Annotated in this window: 16 protein-coding genes and 1 pseudogene; 8 read left to right on the top strand and 9 right to left on the bottom strand. The window is 72.0% G+C overall.

All coding sequences use genetic code 11. The features are described 5' to 3' along the window. The first annotated feature begins 112 nt into the window (after positions 1-112). Positions 113-1,177 carry a hypothetical protein gene (locus tag L1857_RS01325; protein WP_094009157.1) on the top strand — a complete coding sequence of 355 codons (1,065 nt, stop codon included), beginning with the start codon at positions 113-115 and terminating at the stop codon, positions 1,175-1,177. Here the strand turns inward: L1857_RS01325 and L1857_RS01320 are convergent. Further along, positions 1,174-1,752, bottom strand: a complete 579-nt coding sequence (locus tag L1857_RS01320; protein WP_094009156.1) for a helix-turn-helix domain-containing protein — start codon at positions 1,750-1,752, stop codon at positions 1,174-1,176. The genes L1857_RS01325 and L1857_RS01320 overlap by 4 nt on opposite strands. Here L1857_RS01320 and L1857_RS01315 point away from each other — a divergent pair. Next, positions 1,751-2,275 (top strand): GNAT family N-acetyltransferase, encoded by a 525-nt coding sequence (locus L1857_RS01315; RefSeq protein ID WP_094009155.1) that lies wholly within the window; start codon positions 1,751-1,753, stop codon positions 2,273-2,275. The two genes, L1857_RS01320 and L1857_RS01315, sit on opposite strands and share 2 nt — an antisense overlap. A gap of 10 nt (positions 2,276-2,285) precedes the next feature. Continuing rightward, on the top strand, positions 2,286-3,332 hold the full coding sequence (locus tag L1857_RS01310) for a pentapeptide repeat-containing protein (protein WP_094009154.1): 1,047 nt from the start codon (positions 2,286-2,288) through the stop codon (positions 3,330-3,332). A gap of 4 nt (positions 3,333-3,336) precedes the next feature. Here the strand turns inward: L1857_RS01310 and purL are convergent, their stop codons facing one another. Continuing rightward, entirely contained in the window at positions 3,337-5,625 is a 2,289-nt protein-coding gene (gene purL, locus L1857_RS01305; RefSeq protein WP_094009153.1) for a phosphoribosylformylglycinamidine synthase subunit PurL, read from the bottom strand. 81 nt (positions 5,626-5,706) lie between these two features. Here purL and L1857_RS01300 point away from each other — a divergent pair, with 81 nt between their 5' ends. Together L1857_RS01300 and L1857_RS01295 are read left to right on the top strand one after the other, a co-directional pair. Beyond that, positions 5,707-7,287 carry an ABC transporter transmembrane domain-containing protein gene (locus tag L1857_RS01300; RefSeq protein ID WP_094009152.1) on the top strand — a complete coding sequence of 527 codons (1,581 nt, stop codon included), beginning with the start codon at positions 5,707-5,709 and terminating at the stop codon, positions 7,285-7,287. Then, complete coding sequence (locus tag L1857_RS01295) at positions 7,272-8,999, top strand: ABC transporter ATP-binding protein (RefSeq protein WP_094009151.1); 1,728 nt, start codon at positions 7,272-7,274, stop codon at positions 8,997-8,999. The genes L1857_RS01300 and L1857_RS01295 overlap by 16 nt, the downstream gene beginning before the upstream one ends. Positions 9,000-9,029: 30 nt before the next feature. Here L1857_RS01295 and purQ read toward each other — a convergent pair whose 3' ends face one another. Both purQ and purS read right to left on the bottom strand, forming a co-directional pair. Beyond that, positions 9,030-9,701, bottom strand: coding sequence for a phosphoribosylformylglycinamidine synthase subunit PurQ (purQ, locus tag L1857_RS01290; protein WP_094009150.1), 672 nt, complete (start codon positions 9,699-9,701; stop codon positions 9,030-9,032). Then, positions 9,698-9,934, bottom strand: coding sequence for a phosphoribosylformylglycinamidine synthase subunit PurS (gene purS / locus L1857_RS01285; RefSeq protein WP_017985747.1), 237 nt, complete (start codon positions 9,932-9,934; stop codon positions 9,698-9,700). Before purS ends, purQ begins: the two co-directional genes overlap by 4 nt. Positions 9,935-10,044: 110 nt before the next feature. On the opposite strand from purS, the gene L1857_RS01280 reads away from it, so the two are divergent. Next, positions 10,045-10,518 (top strand): YfbM family protein, encoded by a 474-nt coding sequence (locus L1857_RS01280; protein WP_158224485.1) that lies wholly within the window; start codon positions 10,045-10,047, stop codon positions 10,516-10,518. 49 nt (positions 10,519-10,567) lie between these two features. On the opposite strand, the pseudogene L1857_RS01275 reads toward L1857_RS01280, so the two are convergent. Beyond that, a pseudogene (locus L1857_RS01275) lies at positions 10,568-10,741 on the bottom strand (integrase core domain-containing protein); the annotation flags it as partial. A gap of 321 nt (positions 10,742-11,062) precedes the next feature. Next, entirely contained in the window at positions 11,063-12,388 is a 1,326-nt protein-coding gene (locus L1857_RS01270) for an MFS transporter (RefSeq protein WP_094009148.1), read from the bottom strand. A 166-nt stretch (positions 12,389-12,554) separates the two neighbouring features. Between L1857_RS01270 and L1857_RS01265 the strand changes: the two genes are divergently transcribed. Both L1857_RS01265 and L1857_RS01260 read left to right on the top strand, forming a co-directional pair. Then, positions 12,555-13,508 carry a U32 family peptidase gene (locus L1857_RS01265; RefSeq protein ID WP_094009147.1) on the top strand — a complete coding sequence of 318 codons (954 nt, stop codon included), beginning with the start codon at positions 12,555-12,557 and terminating at the stop codon, positions 13,506-13,508. Beyond that, entirely contained in the window at positions 13,505-14,827 is a 1,323-nt protein-coding gene (locus tag L1857_RS01260) for an aldehyde dehydrogenase (NADP(+)) (protein ID WP_094009146.1), read from the top strand. The genes L1857_RS01265 and L1857_RS01260 overlap by 4 nt, the downstream gene beginning before the upstream one ends. Before the next feature lie 203 nt (positions 14,828-15,030). Here L1857_RS01260 and L1857_RS01255 read toward each other — a convergent pair whose 3' ends face one another. From L1857_RS01255 to L1857_RS01245, 3 genes are all read right to left on the bottom strand, one after another. Then, positions 15,031-15,804 (bottom strand): IclR family transcriptional regulator, encoded by a 774-nt coding sequence (locus L1857_RS01255; protein WP_094009145.1) that lies wholly within the window; start codon positions 15,802-15,804, stop codon positions 15,031-15,033. Between the two features lie 37 nt (positions 15,805-15,841). Beyond that, the gene (locus L1857_RS01250; RefSeq protein ID WP_094009144.1) at positions 15,842-16,273 is read right to left on the bottom strand and encodes a L,D-transpeptidase; all 432 of its coding nucleotides are present in this window, start codon (positions 16,271-16,273) and stop codon (positions 15,842-15,844) included. A gap of 63 nt (positions 16,274-16,336) precedes the next feature. Continuing rightward, positions 16,337-17,821: an aldehyde dehydrogenase family protein gene (locus tag L1857_RS01245; RefSeq protein ID WP_094009143.1), complete on the bottom strand. Its 1,485-nt coding sequence runs from the start codon at positions 17,819-17,821 to the stop codon at positions 16,337-16,339. Between the last annotated feature and the right edge of the window lie 67 nt (positions 17,822-17,888).

Raw genomic sequence — 17,888 nt, 5'->3', positions numbered from 1 at the left:
CCGGTTCGCCAGGCACAATGCCCGTGATCAGTGCGATGTCCGGGCGTGGGGGAACCAGGTTCGGCGTCGATACGTCCGAGCGGGGCGTAGCGATCCAGGAAAGGCGACGTCGATGACCTACCCACCGCAGCCGGGACAGCCGGATTACGGCCAGCAACCAGATCCGTACGGCCAGCAGCCGGGCGGCCCCCAGTCCGGGGGTTTCCCGCAGCAGGGTGGGCAGTACGGCCAGCAGTACCCGGGCCAGCAGCCCTACGGCCAGCCCGAGTACGGCCAGCAGCAGCCCGGGTATGGGCAGCAGCAGCCGGGCTACGGGCAGCAGTACCCGGGTTACGACCCGAACTACCCGCAGACCGCGCAGTTCGGCTACGGCGCGCCGCCGCCCGGGGGTGGCGGCAGCAAGAAGGGCCTGTGGATCGGTCTGTCGGTCGGTCTGGTCGTCGTGCTGGCGGCGCTGGGCATCACCGGGTTCTGGGTGCCGGGCTTCTTCCTCGGTGACTCGAAGGAAGAGGGCCCCCAGGCGGTCGCGCAGCAGGTGATCGACGGGATCAAGAACCACGACAAGGCCGCGCTGACCGCGCTGAAGTGCGCGGACGCCGACCGGTCGGTCCAGGCCGCGATCGACGACGTCAACGACGTCGACAGCATCACGATCGGGCAGGTCAAGGAGAACGGCGACACCGCGACGGTCGACTTCACCGCGAGCGCCGGCGGCGAGGAGGGCACCGGCACCGGCACGCTGGCCAAGCAGAACGGCAAGTGGTGCTGGAAGGACCTGGAGACGCGGGCGTCCGGCAGCGGCACCTCGACCCGCACGTCCACCTCGCGCTCGACGAGCACGCGCACGTCGACGTCGTCCAGCTCGTCGTCCACCGGCGGCACCGGGGGCAGCAACGGCAAGGCGATGGTCGAGGACTTCCTGGCGAAGATGGCCGCGGGTGACGTCGCCGGCGTGACCTCGCTGGTCTGCTCCGACGCGACGCAGGACAACAAGGACGACGCGCGGGAGGCCGCCGAGAAGCGCGCCAACGTGACGCCGACCTACGACAGCGCCACCGACACGATGGTGTCCGGTGACCTCACCGGCACCCAGCAGGGCGAGCAGGTCACCGGCCTGTTCTTCGCGGAGAACTTCGACGGCGAGGGCTTCTGCATCTCGGTGTTCGGCGTGTTCTAGCCGGATCGGCGGCCCAGGCCGGGGCGCCTGGGCCGCATGATCAGCGCCGCGACGTAGTAGGTGCAGGGCGTCGCGGCGCGGTTGGCGTAGGAGAGGGTGACATCCGCCGGGAGGTAGAGGCTGTCACCCTCTTCCAGTTCCAGGGTCTCGTCGTCGATCGTCAGGGTGACGACGCCCTCCTGCACGAAGATGAACTCGTGCGAGCCCGCCGCGTACGGCGGGTACGTGCCGGCCTCGCAGCCGGGCGGCAGCGTCGACCGGATCCACTCGAAGTTCACCCCGGGCACGACGGGCGTGAGGATGGTCCGCCGCCACCCGCCCGGCTCGTCGACGACGTCCTGGTCCGCGGCCCGGCGCACGATCATCCGGGCCGGCTCGGTGAGCAGGTCCGCCAGCGGCAGCCCGAGCCCGTCCGCGATCCGGTCCAGCACGACGACCGTCGGCGCCTTCGAGCCGCGTTCGACGGCGGACAACATGCTCACGCTGACCCCCGACCGCTCCGCGAGCGCCTGCAGGGTCAGGCCGCGGTCGGTCCGAGCGGCCTGAACGCGCCGTCCGAGTGCCCCGAGATCCATGTATCCTATAGTAGTGGTTGATTCCCCTATAGTGAAACCGGCTACGGGTGCCGACCTCCCGGCGATCGCCGCGATCTACGAAGGGTACGTGCGCGCCAGCACCGCGACGTTCGAGCTGGAGCCGCCGGACCTGGCCGAGTGGACGCGCCGCTTCACGGCGATCGCGGACGCCGGTCTGCCGTTCCTGGTGGCCGAGGTGGACGGCCGTGTCGCCGGCTACGCGTACTGCTCGCCGTGGAAGACGCGCCCGGCCTACCGCCGCACCGCGGAGAACTCGATCTACCTCGCGCCGTGGTCGACGGGCCGGGGCGTGGGCGGCGTGCTGCTGGACGCGCTGCTGTCCCGCTGCCGGGAGAGCGGGATCCGCGAGGTCATCGCGGTGGTCGCGGACCCGGAGCGCAACCCGGCCTCCCCCGCGCTCCACCGCCGCCGCGGGTTCGTCGACGTCGGGGTGCTCCGCAGGGTCGGCTACAAGCACGAGCGCTGGCTGGACACGCTGCTGTTGCAGAAGAGTTTGATCTAGGGTTCCGGGCATGCCGGAACGTCGGGGGCCGCTGTTCGTCACGATCCTGGTCGCGGTGGGCTTGCTGATCGCCGTGAGCGCCTGGCTGCTCACCGACCCCGCGACCAGCCGGGCGGACGCGCTGCGCACCGGCGGTCTGGCCAGCGGCGCGGTGATCGCGCTGTACGCGCTGTGGCTCAACGACCGGCGCCGCCGCGTGGAGGAGAACCGGCAGCGGACCGAACGGGAGCGGCACGAGCTGGAGCTGCTCCGCGCCGAACGCGACCGCGAACGCGTCACCGACGAACGCTTCGCGAAATCGGTGGAACTCCTGGGCCACGAGGCCGACCAGGTCCGGGTCGGCGCGCTGCACGCGCTCGCCGGCCTGGCGCGCAGCAACCCCGAGTACACCCAGACGGTCCTCGACGTGCTCTGCTCCTACCTCCGGCGCCCCTTCCCGCACCCCGGCTACGGCGACGACACCGACGAGGCCGAGGCCCGCCGCGAGCAGCAGGTGCGTCTCGCGGCGCAGCGGCAGATCCAGGAACTGCTGCCGCCGCGGGGACCGGAGGCCGTCGTGTACGACCTCGATCTGGCCGGCGCCCGGCTGGACCGGTTCCACCTCAAGGGCCGAGCCGTCGGCCGGCTCTACCTGCAGCAGGCGCAGCTCCTGCACCGCACGAGCTTCGCCGACGCCGAGTTCCACGGTCGCGTCTACCTGACCGCGCTCGACTCGCGGGGACCGATCACCGTCGCCGGTGCGGTGTTCCACCAGAAGGTCAAGCTCGAGGGCGTGCACGCGCGGCACGAGGTGGACTTCGACGGCGCCACCTTCGAGGCCGAGGTGAGCATCGCGGACGGATCGTTCGACGGGCCGGTCTCGTTCCGCGACACGAGGGCCGCCGCGGTGGACCTCCGCCGGGCCCGGTTCGCCGACCACGTCGACCTCCGGCTGGCGGCCGAGGCCGTGTCGCTCTACAACACCGAGGTCGACCAGGCGCGGGAAGTGCGGCTTCCCGCGGCCTGGTCGCTCGAACCGCTCGCCGGTGGACGCGCCCGGATCCGGGTCGGCGGCTGAACCGTCAGTCGAACAGCTTCGGCAGCGTGCCTTCGAACGCGTCGCGCAGTTCCTCGAAACCGAAGGTCGCCACGCCCTGGATCTCCAGGCCGCCCGCCTCGGGGTCCACCACGCCGGCCTTGCGCCACGGCAGCCCGCGGGCGGTGCACATCTCCGTGAACCGCAGCTCCTCGGTCCGCGGCACCGCCACCAGCACCCGCCCGGTGGACTCCGAGAACAGCTGCACGAACGGGTCGGCGTCCTCGTCGAGCAGGGCCCGCGCGCCGCACTGGCCGATCAGCACCATCTCCACCAGCGCCTGCGCCAGGCCGCCGTCCGACAGGTCGTGCGCGGCCGAGATCATGCCGTCCCGGGAACCGGCGACCAGGATCTCCGCCAGCAGCCGCTCGCGCTCCAGGTCCACCTTCGGCGGCAGCCCGCCCAGGTGCCCGTGGATCACGTGCGCCCACGCCGAACCGCCGAACTCGTCGTGGGTCTCGCCGAGCAGCAGCAGCGTCTCGCCCGCCTCGGCGCCGATCCCGGTCGGGATGCGCCGCCGCACGTCGTCGATCACGCCGAGCACGCCGACCACCGGGGTGGGCAGGATGGCCGTCTCGCCGGTCTGGTTGTAGAAGCTCACGTTGCCGCCGGTCACCGGGATGCCCAGCTGCGCGCAGCCGTCGGCGATCCCGTGCACGGCCTGCTCGAACTGCCACATCACGCCCGGGTCAGTGGGCGCGCCGAAGTTCAGGCAGTCCGTCACGGCCAGCGGGGTGGCGCCGGTGGTCGCCACGTTCCGGTACGCCTCGGCCAGCGCGATCTGCGCGCCCGCGTACGGGTCGAGGTACACGAACCGGCTGTTGCAGTCGGTCGACACCGCGACGCCGCGGCCGGTCTCCTCGTCGATCCGGATCATGCCGCCGTCCGACGGCTGCGACAGCACGGTGTTGCCGCGCACGTACCGGTCGTACTGGTCGGTCACCCACTCCTTGGACGCCTGGTTGGGCGAGGACACCACCGCCAGCAGCGTCTCCCGCAGCTCGTCCGGAGTGGACGGACGACGCAGGCCGTCGGGCGTGTCCGCCTGCAGCGCGTCCTGAGTGGACGGACGGGCGACCGGCCGGTCGTACACCGGGCCCTGGTGCGCCACGGTGCGCGGCGGCACGTCGACCACGGTCTCGCCGTGCCAGGTGACCACCAGGCGGTCACCGTCGGTGACCTCGCCGATGACCGTGGCGATGACGTCCCACTTCGCGCACACCGCGAGAAACGCGTCCACCTTGGACGGTTCGACGACCGCGCACATCCGCTCCTGCGACTCGCTGGAGAGGATCTCGGCCGGGGTCATGCCCTCGGCGCGCAGCGGCACCTTGTCCAGCTCGACGTGCATCCCGCCGTCACCGGCCGCGGCCAGCTCCGACGTCGCGCAGGACAGCCCGGCGCCGCCGAGGTCCTGGATGCCGACGACGAGCTTCTGCGCGAACAGCTCCAGGCAGCACTCGATGAGCACCTTCTCGGTGAACGGATCGCCGACCTGGACGCTCGGCAGCTTCTTGCGGCCACCGGAGTTCTCGTCACCGGAGAACGTGTCGCTGGCCAGCACCGACACCCCGCCGATGCCGTCCAGACCGGTCCGCGCGCCGAACAGGATGATCTTGTTGCCGGTGCCCGACGCGAACGCCAGGTGCAGGTCCTCGGTGCGCATCGCGCCCACGCACAGCGCGTTGACCAGCGGGTTGCCCGCGTAGCTGGCGTCGAAGGCGACCTCGCCGCCGATGTTGGGCAGGCCCAGGCAGTTGCCGTACCCGGCGACGCCGGCCACCACGCCCGGCAGCACGCGGCGGGTGTCCGGCGCGTCGGCCGGGCCGAAGCGCAGCGAGTCGGCCACCGCGAGCGGCCGCGCGCCCATCGCGAGGATGTCGCGCACGATCCCGCCGACACCCGTCGCGGCGCCCTGGTAGGGCTCCACATAGGACGGATGGTTGTGGCTTTCGACCTTGAAGGTGACCGCCCAGCCGTCGCCGATGTCGACGACACCGGCGTTCTCGCCGATCCCGGCGAGCATCTTCGAGCGCATCTCCTCGGTGGTGGTCTCGCCGAAGTAGCGCAGGTGCTTCTTCGACGACTTGTACGAGCAGTGTTCGCTCCACATCACCGAGTACATGGCCAGTTCGGCGTCCGTCGGCCGCCTGCCCAGGATCTCGCGGATGCGCGCGTACTCGTCGTCGGCGAGCCCGAGCTCGCGGTAGGGCTGCGGGAGGTCCGGCGTCTCCGCGGCCCGCTCGGTCGTGTCGATGGCCAGGGTGTCGGTCACGGCCTCCAGGGTACTTGCAGCCCTCTGACCGGCAGAAAATCGGTCGCGTGAGGTGAGCTGGGGCACCTACCGTCAGGTGTCATGCGCCTTCCCTCCCGGCTCACGCCGCTGCGATTCCTGGGCGCGCTCCTGCGGGCGCGGCCGTGGCTCGCGCTGTCCGCGTGCGTCCTCGGTGCCCTCTGGCTGCTGCCGGGGGCGCTGCTGCCGCTGGTGATCGGCACGGTGGTCGAGGACATCCGCGCGGGCGAGCCACTGCTCGGCGGTGTCGGGCTGGTCCTGCTGCTCGGCGTGGCGCAGGCGGTGTGCGGCGGCGCGTTGATCTTCGCCGCCCACACCATGTGGATCCACGGCGCGGCCGCGACGCAGCGGGCGGTCGTCGAGCACACGGCCCGGCTCGGCGCGTCGCTGCGGCCGCAGGCCGGGACCGGTGACGTGATGGCGGTGTCGTCCTCGGACATCAACCACATCGGCAACGTGTTCGAGGTGACCGGGCGGCTGTTCGGCTCGGTGGTGGCCTTCCTCACCGTCAGCCTGGTGCTGATCGGCATGTCGCCGGTGCTGGGCACGATCGCGCTGGTCGGGGTCCCGCTCGCGACGCTGAGCATGGGCAAGCTGGTCGCGCCGCTGCAGCGCCGCAAGGGCGCGCAGCGCGAGGAGCTGTCGAGCGTGAACGCGCTGGCCGCGGACATCGTGTCCGGCCTGCGGATCCTCCGCGGTGTCGGTGGCGAGCAGCAGTTCCTCGGCCGGTTCCGCGACGCCAGCCAGCGCGTCCGGCGGGCCGGGGTCGAGGTGGCGCGCAGCGAGTCGTGGCTGGTCGGGGCCGAGGTGCTGCTGCCCGGCCTGGTCACGGTGGCGATCACCTGGCTGGGCGCGCGGTTCGTCGCGGCGGGCACGATCAGCGTGGGCGAGCTGGTGGCGTTCTACTCGTCGTCGGTGTTCCTGGTGGTGCCGGTGAGCACGGCGACCGAGTTCACCGCCGCGTTCTCCTCGGCGCTGGTGTCGGCGAAGAAGGTGTGCGGGGTGCTGAGCCTGCGGCCGCTGCTGTCCGAGCCGGACGCGCCGGTCGCGCTGCCGGACGGGCCGCTGGAGCTGCACGACACCACGTCCGGGTTCACCGCGGTGGCCGGGAAGCTGACCGTCGTGGACGCCGGGCCCGAGGCGGAGGCGCTGGCCGCGCGGCTGGCCCGGTTCGCCGACCCCGATCCCGGCGAGCGGGTGCTCGTGTCCGGCGTGCCCGCCGACCACGTGGCGCTGGCGGAGCTGCGGTCCCGGGTGGTCTACGCGCACAACCAGGACCTGTGGTTCTCCGGTGTGCTGCGTGACCAGCTGGTCCCGGCCGAGCGGGCGGCGGAGGCGTTGCGAGCCGCCGACGCCGAGGACATCGTCGAAGGCCTGCCGAACGGGCTGGACGAGCTGATCGGCGAGCGGGGCCGGGAGGTTTCCGGCGGTCAGCGGCAGCGGCTGAACCTGGCCCGCGCGCTGGCCCTGGACGCCGACACCCTGCTGCTCGACGAACCGACCTCGGCCGTCGACGCGCACACCGAGGCCCGCATCACCGAGCGGGTCAGCGAGCTGCGCCGCGGCCGCACGACCGTCGTGTTCACGGAAAGTCCACTGTGGAAAGCGGTGGCGGACGAGGTGACCACATGCGCTTCAAGCTAGTGCTCGCGACCGGCGCCGAGGCCCGGCGCTGGGCGCGGGACCTGCTGCGCACCAACCGGCGTGAGTTCGGCGTCGTGATCGGGCTGTTCGGCCTGGCCGCGATCGCCGGGCTGGCCGGGCCGCAGATCCTCGGGCACCTGGTGGACCTCGCGGTGGCCGGGGACGGCCGGATCGACCTGCTCGCGCTGGCGTTCGTGGTGATCCTGGTGGTGCAGGCGGTGCTCAAGCGGTTCGCGAGGTTCCGCGCCGGGATGCTCGGCGAGCGGGTGCTGGCCGAGACGCGGGAGGGCTTCGTCGAGCGCGCGCTGCGGCTGCCGCTGGGCACGGTCGAGGCGGCCGGCACCGGTGACCTGATCAGCCGCGCGACCACGGACGCCGACCGGATCGACTTCTCGGTCCGCAACGCGATCCCGGAGATCTCGATCGCGCTGATCACGATCGTGCTGACCCTGGCGGCGATGATCATCACCTCGCCGCTGCTGTCGCTCGGGCTGCTGGTCGCGGTGCCGATCGTGGCCCTCACCCTGCGCTGGTACGTCCGCCGTGCGCCGCGGATCGTCGAGGAGATGCTCGACAAGTGGTCGGAGGTGCAGTCGAGCCTGCACGAGACGACCGAGGGCGCCCGCACGGCGGAGGCGCTCGGGCTGACCGGGCGGCGCATCGCGCTGGGGCACCGCACGCTGGGCGCGGCGATCCGGGGCGAGCAGCGGCTGCGCGGCGTGACGGTCGGCTGGATCCCGTGGCTGCAGATCGCGCAGGTCGCGCCGGTCGCGGCGATGCTGTTGCTCGGCGGCTGGGCCTACGGCGAGGGGCTGGTCGGGCTGGGCACGATCACCACGATGGTGGTCTACGTCCAGGCGCTGGCCGGGCCGCTCGAAGAGGCGATGTGGTGGGTCGAGGACCTGCAGGTCTCCGGCACCGCGCTGCGCCGGGTGCTGGGAGTGCGCGGTGACGCGGAGCGGGCCGGTGGGCCGGAGCCGGCGGGCCAGGAGATCGTGGTGCGCGACGTGCACTACGGCTACTCGACCGGCCGGGAGGTGCTGCACGGCATCGACCTGCGGGTGCCGCCGGGGCAGCGGCTGGCGATCGTCGGCCCGTCCGGTGCGGGCAAGTCGACGCTGGGCCGTCTGCTGGCCGGGGTCGCCGCGCCCGGTTCGGGTTCGGTGACGATCGGTGGCGCCGAGGTGTCCGAGCTGGCCGAGGACGTGCTGCGCGGCGAGGTGCTGCTGCTGACCCAGGAGCACCACGTGTTCTCCGGGACGCTGCGGGAGAACCTGACGCTGCCGGCGGGGTCCTGGACCGACGACGAGCTGGTGCGGGCGCTGACCGCCGTCGGGCTGCGGGACTGGTTCGACGGGCTGCCGGACGGCTTGGCGACGAAGCTCGGCTCGGGTGCGCTGGCCGTGCCGGCGGCGGTCGCGCAGCAGCTCGCGCTGGCGCGTGTCGTGCTGGCCGACCCGCACACGGTGGTGCTCGACGAGGCGACCTCGCTGCTGGACACCTCGTCGGCGCGCCACCTGGAGCGCTCGTTGAGCGGGGTGCTGGAAGGCCGGACGGTGATCGCGATCGCGCATCGCCTGCACACCGCGGCGGCCGCCGACCGGGTCGCGGTGCTGGAGGCCGGGCGGATCACCGAGCTGGGCACGCACGCCGAACTGCTCGCGGCGGACGGCCCCTACTCGCGGCTGGTCACCGCCGCGCATGTGGGCTGAGGTTTCCCGGAGGCGGATGCCTCCGGGAAATCAGGCCTTGACCAGGCTGTCGACGAGGCTGAGGAACATGCCCAGCCCGTCGTCGCTCGGGCCGGTCAGCGCGTCGATCGCGTGCTCGGGGTGCGGCATCAGGCCGACCACGCGGCCGTTGGCGCTGCAGATGCCCGCGATGTCGTTGCGCGAGCCGTTGGGGTTCTCGCCGGCGTAGCGGAACACCACGCGGCCCTCGCCCTCCAGCTCGTCCAAAGTGGACTGGTCGGCGACGTAGCCGCCCTCGCCGGACTTGAGCGGGACCAGCACCTCGGCGCCCGCCTCGTACCGGGTGGTCCACACCGTCGTGTTGTTCTCCACGCGCAGCCACTGGTCGCGGCACACGAAGTGCAGCTTCTCGTTCCGCACCAGCGCGCCCGGCAGCAGCCCGGCCTCGCACAGGATCTGGAAGCCGTTGCAGATGCCCAGCACCGGCATGCCGCCCTTGGCCGCGTCGACGACCGACGACATCACCGGGGCGAACCGGGCGATCGCGCCGCAGCGCAGGTAGTCGCCGTAGGAGAAGCCGCCGGGGACGATCACCGCGTCGACGCCGCGCAGGTCCTCGTCGCCGTGCCACAGGCTGACGGCCTCGGCGTCGGCGTAGCGGGCGGCGCGGATCGCGTCCACGTCGTCCAGCGTGCCGGGGAAGGTGATGACACCGATCTTCACGGGAGCCTCCGCACGGTCCACTCCTCGATCACCGGGTTGGCGAGGAAGCCCTCGGCGATCTTGGCGAGCGTCTCGTCGTCGACCGAGTCGTCGACCTCCAGCTCGAAGTGCTTGCCCTGGCGCACCGAGGTGACCCCGGTGAAGCCCAGCCGCGGCAGCGCCCCGGCGACGGCTTGACCTTGCGGGTCGAGGATCTCGGGCTTGGGCATGACGTCAACCACCACACGGGCCACGGCGGGTCGCTCCAGTAATCGCAGGTCGGCGGTACTCCCCGAGTCTAGCTGTGATGTGGCGGCACCCCGCCGAGGGTGGTGGCGGGTGTGACCTGGATACCGTTTCACCCATGGGTATGACACTGGGGTACGTCGAGGTCACGCCGCAGCAGCTGGACGGCGTTCTGAACGACGGCGAGAAGGCCGAAGAGCTGTACGACGAGATCGCCAGCGAGGACGACGCCCTCAACGGCTTCGTGGAGAAGGCGTGGGACGGCCTCCAGTACCTCCTCGACCGCGCCGGTGTGGACGTCGACCTGCGGATGGACGGTGAGCCCATCGACTACGACGGCGAGGAGTACACCGGCTTCGACGCCGACCTGGTCCGCAGCATCGCCGACGCCCTCGACGCGGCGCCGTTCGAGAAGCTCGCCGCGCACTACGACCCCGCCGACATGATGGCGCGCAACGTCTACCCCGGGATCTGGGACAGTCACGCGGAGGACGAGCTGGAGTACCTCCGCGAGAACTACGACACCCTGCGCACCTTCTTCGCCACGGCCGCCCGCAACGGCAACGCCGCGCTCGGCTGCTTCTCCTTCTAGGTGCACTTGGCCGTTGGGTCGGTGGCAGTCGGCTGATGGGTGGGTGGCCGCCGAGTGGGTGGCGGCGGCGTTGAGCGTTGAAGTGCTTGAGCCGGGCGCGAGCGTGGTCGCTCGTTCGGTGTTGCTGGTGAAGATCTGCCGGTAGGCCCCGCTCGGCCCGCAGCGTGCGGTTGTAGCGTTCGACTTTGCCGTTTTGCCAGGGGCTTCCTGCTGGGCGCGGCAGTGGGCCCGTCAGCCGCCGTCTCGGGGATCCGGCCGTTCTTCTTGGCGTCCGTGTGCACCAGCTCGCGGGGCCGATCGCGTTCGTCCGGCCACCTGCCCGGTCAAGGGGTCCAGCGCCGACAGCGGCGGCACCTGGTGGCGAGCCGGCACCCGCGACACCGTCCGGCCGGAACGCCAGTCCCAGCTAGTCCGGGCGTGCGGGCATCACGGTGTGACACGAGAGCCTCCGGCCTGGTGTGGGCCTGGACAAGCCACACCCCAACCGGAGGCTCTCCCCGTGTCAACACCAGGCAGCCGCCACCAACGCCCTGGCCAGGTACACCTAGTGCGTGACCGGTGCCGGTGACTGTGCGGCCGTCGTGCGGCGGCGCAGCACCCGGCGCAGCCCGTACGTGCCGAACAGGCCGAGCACGGACACCCCGATCAGGAAGTACAGCCCGGTCGCGGCCGAGCCGGTGGCGTCCACGATCGCCGCGATGCCCATCGGGCCGAAGCCGCCGCCGAGGTTGCCGATGCCGTTGATCGCGGCGATCCCGGCGGCCGCGGTCGCGCCGGCGAGGAACTTCGGCACCAGGCCCCACATCACCGGCTGGGCCGCGTAGCCGCCGATCGACGCCACGCACAGGCCGACCATCTGCAACCACGGCGCGCTCGCGGTCGCCGCCACGAGGAACCCGGCGATCGAGAAGCCGAGCATCAGCGCGAGCCAGCCGAAGGGCGCTTCGCGCCGGTTCGCCAGCCGCGGCACCACGAGGAGTCCGATCGCGACGCACACGTACGGGATGGCCGACACCGCGCCGACGCCGAACCCGGACAGGCCGCCGAAGCCCTTCACGATCGTCGGCAGCCAGAACGCCAGGCCGTAGGTCGCCAGCGGGAAGCACAGGAAGAACAACGCCATCGCCAGCACGCGCGAGTCCTTGAGCACGGCCCACGGGCTGTGCGGCTGGGCGCCGGCGGCCTCGGCCTCGCGGCGCAGCTCGCCGGTCAGCCAGGTGCGCTCGTCATTGCTCAGCCACCTGGCGGTTTCGGGCGACTTCGGCAGCACCCACAGCACGATCGGCGCCAGCAGCACGGCCGGGATGCCGGTCGCGACGAAGATCCACTGCCAGCCCTCCAGGCCGAGGACGCCGTGCAGGTCGTTGAGCGCGCCCATCGCCGGGTTGCCGATGATGAACGACACCGGCCCGGCCAGCATGAACAGCCCGATGGCCTTGCTGCGGTGGCTCTCCGGGAACCAGCGGGTCAGGTAGTAGATGACCCCGGGGAAGAACCCGGCCTCGGCCGCGCCGAGCGCGAACCGCGCCAGGTAGAACTGCCAGGTCGTGGTCACCAGCGCGGTCGCGACGGTGACCAGGCCCCAGGTGAGCATGATCCGCGCGATCCAGCGGTTCGCGCCGTAGCGGTGCAGTGCGAGGTTGCTCGGCACCTCCAGCAGCGCGTAGGCGACGAAGAAGAACACCTGGCCGAGCGTGTAGACGGTCGCCGACAGACCGAGTTCGGACTGCAGGGTCAGCTTCGCGAACCCGACGTTCGACCGGTCGATGTAGGCGATCACGTACAGCAGCCCGAGGAAGGGCAGCAGGCGCAGGGTGATCTTGCGCAGGGCGGTTCTGTCCGGGGTGGTGCGCAGCGTGGCTGGGGACACGGTGACTCCGTTGTCTGCTCGTCCGATATCTCGGATGACGTTCGGCTCGTCGAACCTAAGGTTGGCCTCCGGGTGGTGTCAACCGTCTTGACCGCGGGGCGGGCGGAGCCTAACGTCGTCTGGGATTACGTACCGCATCCGAAATTTCGAACAACGGTGGTGAACCGTGGACAGAACCCGCGACTTCCTGCGCACCCTCGGCCTGCCGCCCGGCGACCCGGGTGAGCTGCCGACGAGCCCGAAGCGCTTCCCGGACGGCGCCCAGTACCGGGTCGAGATCCCGAGCGTCGAGGGCCCGGAGGCGCTGGAGGCCGTCTACGCCGAGGCCGACGCGCGTGGCGTCGTGGTGCACCGCGTGTCGCAGGGCAGCGGCGGCATGCTCCTCACGCAGGCCGAGCTGGCCGCGATGGCCGGGTTCGCGCGGGCGCGCGAGGTCGAGGTGAGCCTGTTCGCGCGCCCGGTGGCGGCGTGGGACACCGGCGCGGCGGCCGTCGCCTCCGGTGGCGGACCGTTCGCCCCGCAGGCGCGCGGCACCGAGCAGCTGGTCCACGTGCTGGAGGACATCCGCCGCTCCGCCGAGGCCGGGATCCGCAGCGTGCTGGTGACCGACCTGGGCGTGCTGACGGTCGCCGACCGGATGCGCGCGGCCGGTGAGCTGCCGGTCGACATGCGGTTCAAGGTCAGCGTGCAGATGGGCCTGGCGAACCCGGCGTCGATCCGGCTCGCCGAGCAGGCCGGGGCCACCACGTACAACGTGCCGACCGACCTGAGCCTGGCCCAGCTCGCCGCGATCCGGGCCGCCGTGGACCTGCCGCTGGACGTCTACATCGAGGCGCCCGACGACCTCGGCGGGTTCGTCCGGCACTTCGAGATCGCCGAGATCGTGCGGGTCGCCGCGCCGGTCTACCTCAAGTTCGGGCTGCGCAACGCGCCGAACATCTACCCCAGCGGCACGCACCTGACGCCGACCGCGATCGCGCTGGTGCGCGAGCGGGTCCGTCGTGCGGAGATCGGCCTGGAACTGCTGCACCGGCACGCGCCCGACGCCGTGGGTTCGACACTGCCCGCCGCCGACCTGGCCGTGCCCGGCCCGCTGAGCATCGAGGAGCTGACCCGATGACCCTGGACGAAACGCTCGACGCCGCCGCCCGCGCGGCCCGGTCCTGGGCCCGCGCCGACCGCGCCGCCGCGCTGGAGAAGATCGCGGACGAGATCGACGCCGCCGCGGACGAGCTCGTGCCGATCGCGCACGAGGAGACGCACATCGCGGAGGCCCGGCTGCGTGGCGAGGTCGCCCGCACCACCTTCCAGCTCCGGTTCCTCGCCAAGGAGGTCCGGCCGCGCGCGGTGGTCGACGAGGCGGACCCGCGGTGGTTGCCCGCGCCCCGGCCGAAGCTGGTGCTGGCCCGTCGTCCGATCGGCCCGGTGCTGGTGTTCGCGGCCTCCAACTTCCCGTTCGCGTTCTCGGTCGCGGGCGGGGACACCGCGTCGGCGCTCGCGGCCGGCTGCCCGGTCGTGCTGAAGGCGCACCCCGGTCATCCGCGGCTGTCCGCCGCGACCGCGGAGATCGTGCGGGCCGCGTTGCCGGAGGGCGTGTTCGCGGTGATCCACAGCGAGGAGGACGGCCGGGCCGCGCTGACCGATCCGCGCATCCGGGCCGCGGCCTTCACCGGTTCGCCCACGGCCGGACGGGCGCTCTACGACCTGGCGGTCTCGCGGCCCGAGCCGATCCCGTTCTACGGCGAGCTGGGCAGCGTGAACCCGGTGTTCGTGACCGAGGCGGCCGCGCGGGCGCGGGGCGCGGAGATCGCGGCCGCGTACGTGGACTCGTTCACCATGGCCGCCGGTCAGCTGTGCACGAAGCCCGGCCTGTTCGTGGTCCCGGCCGGGTCCGGGCTGGGTGAGCTGGCCGCCGAGCGGGTGCGTCAGGTGACCGCCGCGCCGCTGCTCAACGACAGGATCGCCGGCGGGTACGCCGCCACGCTGGGCAAGCTCGTGGGGCACGAGGAGGTGCGCACGCTGGTCGACGGCGGTGACGCGCCCACGCTGCTCGCCACGACCGCGGCAGCCGTGCTGAAGTACGGCGAGGCGTTGCGGACCGAGTGCTTCGGCCCGGCTTCGCTGGTGGTGGAGTACTCCTCGGAATCCGAAATGCTGGACGTCGTCCGGAGCCTCGACGGACAGCTCACCGGAACCGTGCAGGCCGAGGCCGCCGACCCGGTCGCGGCCGAGCTGGTCGACGAGCTGGCGGAGCACGTCGGGCGCGTGGTGTGGAACGGCTGGCCCACCGGGGTGGCGGTGACGCACGCGATGCACCACGGCGGCCCGTACCCGGCGACCACCGCGCCGCTGCACACGTCGGTCGGCGCGGCGGCGGTGGAGCGGTTCCTGCGCCCGGTCGCGTTCCAGGACGTGCCGGAGGAGCTGCTGGGGTTTTAGCTGCTGGGCAACAGCTACGGGGCCACGCCGTCGAGGCGCTGATACCACTCGGCGGCGGGACCCGGGTCCCGCGCCGGTGGTGTTCCCGGACGTGCCGCACGAGCTGCGGGGGCCGGTGGTCACCGAGGCGCGAATGCGTCTCGGCGGTGGCGGCCCGCGTGCCTGGTCCGGCGGCGTGCCCGCACTTGCCGGATGATCTGGCCTTACAGCTCCGGAGGGCGGCCGCCGAGGCGGTGGGACAGCTCGGCGGCGCCCTCCCGCACCAGCTTCTCCCAGCGGCGCCACGCCTGGTCGTCGTGGCGCGAGGTGGGGATCGAGATGCTCATCGCCGCCACCCACTCCCCGCGCGAGTCCACCACCGGGGCCGCCACGCAGCCGGCGTCCGGATTGGACTCGCTGCGCTCGTGCGCGACACCCATCACCCGGACCGCGTCCAGCTGGGCGAGCAGCTCCGAGCGGGACGTGATGCTGTGCTCGGTGAGCGCGGGCAGCCGGTGCCCCTTGAGGCGGCGGGCGACCTCCTCCCGGGACAGCCCGGCGAGCAGGACCTTGCCCACCGCCGTGCAGTTCGCGGGCAGGCGGCGGCCGACCGCGGAAATCAGCCGCACCGAGTGCGTGGAGTCTATTTTGGACACGTACACGACCTCGAGCCCGTCCAGCACGGCGACGTGCACGGTCTCGTCGCACTGCGCCGCCACCCGCCGCGCCACCGCCTCCGCCTCGACGCCGAACTCCAGCCGCTGCTGGTAGCGCGCCCCCAGTTCGAGCACCTTCGGCCCGAGGCGGTACATCGTCTCCTCGCCCGCCTGGCGGTCCAGGTACTTCCGGGCGACGAGGGTGGTCAGCAGCTCGTGCGTGGTGGAGCGGGGCAGGTCCAGGCGCTCGACGATCTCGGTCGCCGACAGCCGGACCTGCTCGTCGAGGAACAGTTCCAGGATGTCCGCGGCCCGGAGCACGGCCGGTACGAGACGGGGCATGCTCGCACGATACCCCGCCTCGTCCGAAATACCGGACTCAGTTCACGACCTCGACCACGTCACCCGTGCGCAGGGTCTGGTAGAAGGCCTTCGCATCGGCGTGCGACAGGTGCACGCACCCGTGCGACTGCTCCCGCAGGCTGCCCTCGTGGAACGCCACCCCGGTGGTCGTGAAGAACACCGAGTACGGCATCGGGGCGTCGTAGGCCTTGCTGTAGTGGTCGATGTCGCGGTACTGGACCTTGAACGTGCCCACCGGCGTCTCGTAGCCGGGTTTGCCCACGGTGACCGGAACCGGCCCGCGGGTCACCTGACCGTTGTCCGTCAGCCAGGCCTGGTTCGTGTGCAGCTGCAGACAGGCCTTCGCCTTCGCGCTGCACGGGGTTTCCGCTGCTTGCGCGGCGGGAGCGGCGATCCCGATCGTGCCCAGGAGCGCCGCTCCGGCCGCGATACCGATGATCTTTCGCATACGGATGGTTACCCGTTGGCGAAAAGTTCACACAGTCCGGCGACAAATACCCGCGGTTTCCGGTCAGCGCTTGCGGCCGTACAACCCGGTCACGAGCTTGCTCACCAGCTTGTCCGTCTTTTCGGTGCGGGCGAACGTCGTCAGCTTGATCGGCACCGCGAACCGCTGCCGGGCGACCGCCTTCGAGCGGGCGAACTCGCGCAGCCCCTCCGGGCCGTGGATGCGCCCGAAGCCCGAGTCGCCGACCCCGCCGAACGGCAGCGACGCCGTCCCGGCGAACGAGAACGGCGCGTTGATCGAGATCATCCCGGCCTTGAGCCGCTGGGCCAGTCGTGCGGCGTTGCGCCGCGAGAACACCGTCGAGCCCAGCCCGTAGACCGTGGCGTTGGCCTTCTCGACCGCCTCGTCCATGTCGCGCACCTTGGCGATCGTCATGGTCGGGCCGAACGTCTCCTCCCGGACCGCCGCGGAGTCCTCCGGCACGTCGACCAGCACGGTCGGCTCGACGAACCGGTCGCCGACCGCGTCCGCGCCGCCGGTCAGCGCCCGCCCGCCACGGGCCAGCGCGTCGGCGATGTGCCTGCGCACCACGTCCAGCTGCGACGGCATCGTCATCGGGCCGTACTGCTCGCCCGGCTTGACGCGGCGGGTCAGCGCGACCACCTTGTCCACGAACTCGTCGTATACCCGTTCGTGCACGTACACCCGCTCCACTCCGATGCAGGTCTGCCCGGAGTTGGAGAACGCGCCCCACACGGCGGCGTCGGCGGCCGCGTCCAGGTCGGCGTCGGAGTCGACGATCAGCGGGTCCTTGCCGCCGGCCTCGATGACCACCGGCGTCAGGGTCTCGGCGGCCGCGGCCATGATCTTCTTGCCGGTCGCGGTCGAACCGGTGAACGCGATCTTGTCCACGCCGGCGCCCACCAGCGCCGCGCCGGTCGCGCCGAAACCGGTGACCAGCTGCAGCACCGGGAATTCGGGCACCACCTCGGCGAACGTGTCGACCAGCCACTTCCCCACGCCCGGGGTGTACTCGCTCGGCTTGAACACCACGGCGTTGCCCGCCGCGAGGGCGTAGGTGATCGAGCCCAGCGGCGTGTAGACGGGGTAGTTCCACGGCCCGATCACGCCGACCACGCCCAGCGGCTGGTACTCGACGCTCGCGGTGTGGTTGGACAGCAGCAGGCCGGCCGGGCGGCGCTTGCGGCCGAGCACCTTGCGCGCGTGGCGGGCGGCCCAGTGGATGTGCTCGATCGCGAGCACGGCCTCCAGTTGCGCGTCGCCGGCGGGTTTGCCGGTCTCCGCGCTGACGACGTCGCACAGCTCGGCGAGGCGGTGGGTGATGATCCCGTTCCAGCGGTGCAGGCGCTCGGCGCGGCCCTGGAAGCCGAGGCCCGCCCACCAGCCGGCGGCGGCCCGCGCGGCGGCGACGGCGGCCCGGACGTCCTCCGCGGTGTGCACCGGGTGGGTCCCGACGACCTCGTCGGTGGCCGGGTTCAGCGAGTCGAACGTGTCCTGGACGGCCGGCTTCGGCTCCACGGCGGTCATCGTTGGCCTCCTAACTACTGTTCAGTAACGCCAGCATGGCACACGTGGTGGCCGAGCTCACTACCCC

The organism is Amycolatopsis thermalba (assembly GCF_023376025.1).
In the GTDB taxonomy this organism is placed as follows: domain Bacteria; phylum Actinomycetota; class Actinomycetes; order Mycobacteriales; family Pseudonocardiaceae; genus Amycolatopsis_E; species Amycolatopsis_E thermalba.
Note: the sequence above shows the minus strand (reverse complement) of the source record. Positions and strands in the feature narration are given on the sequence as shown.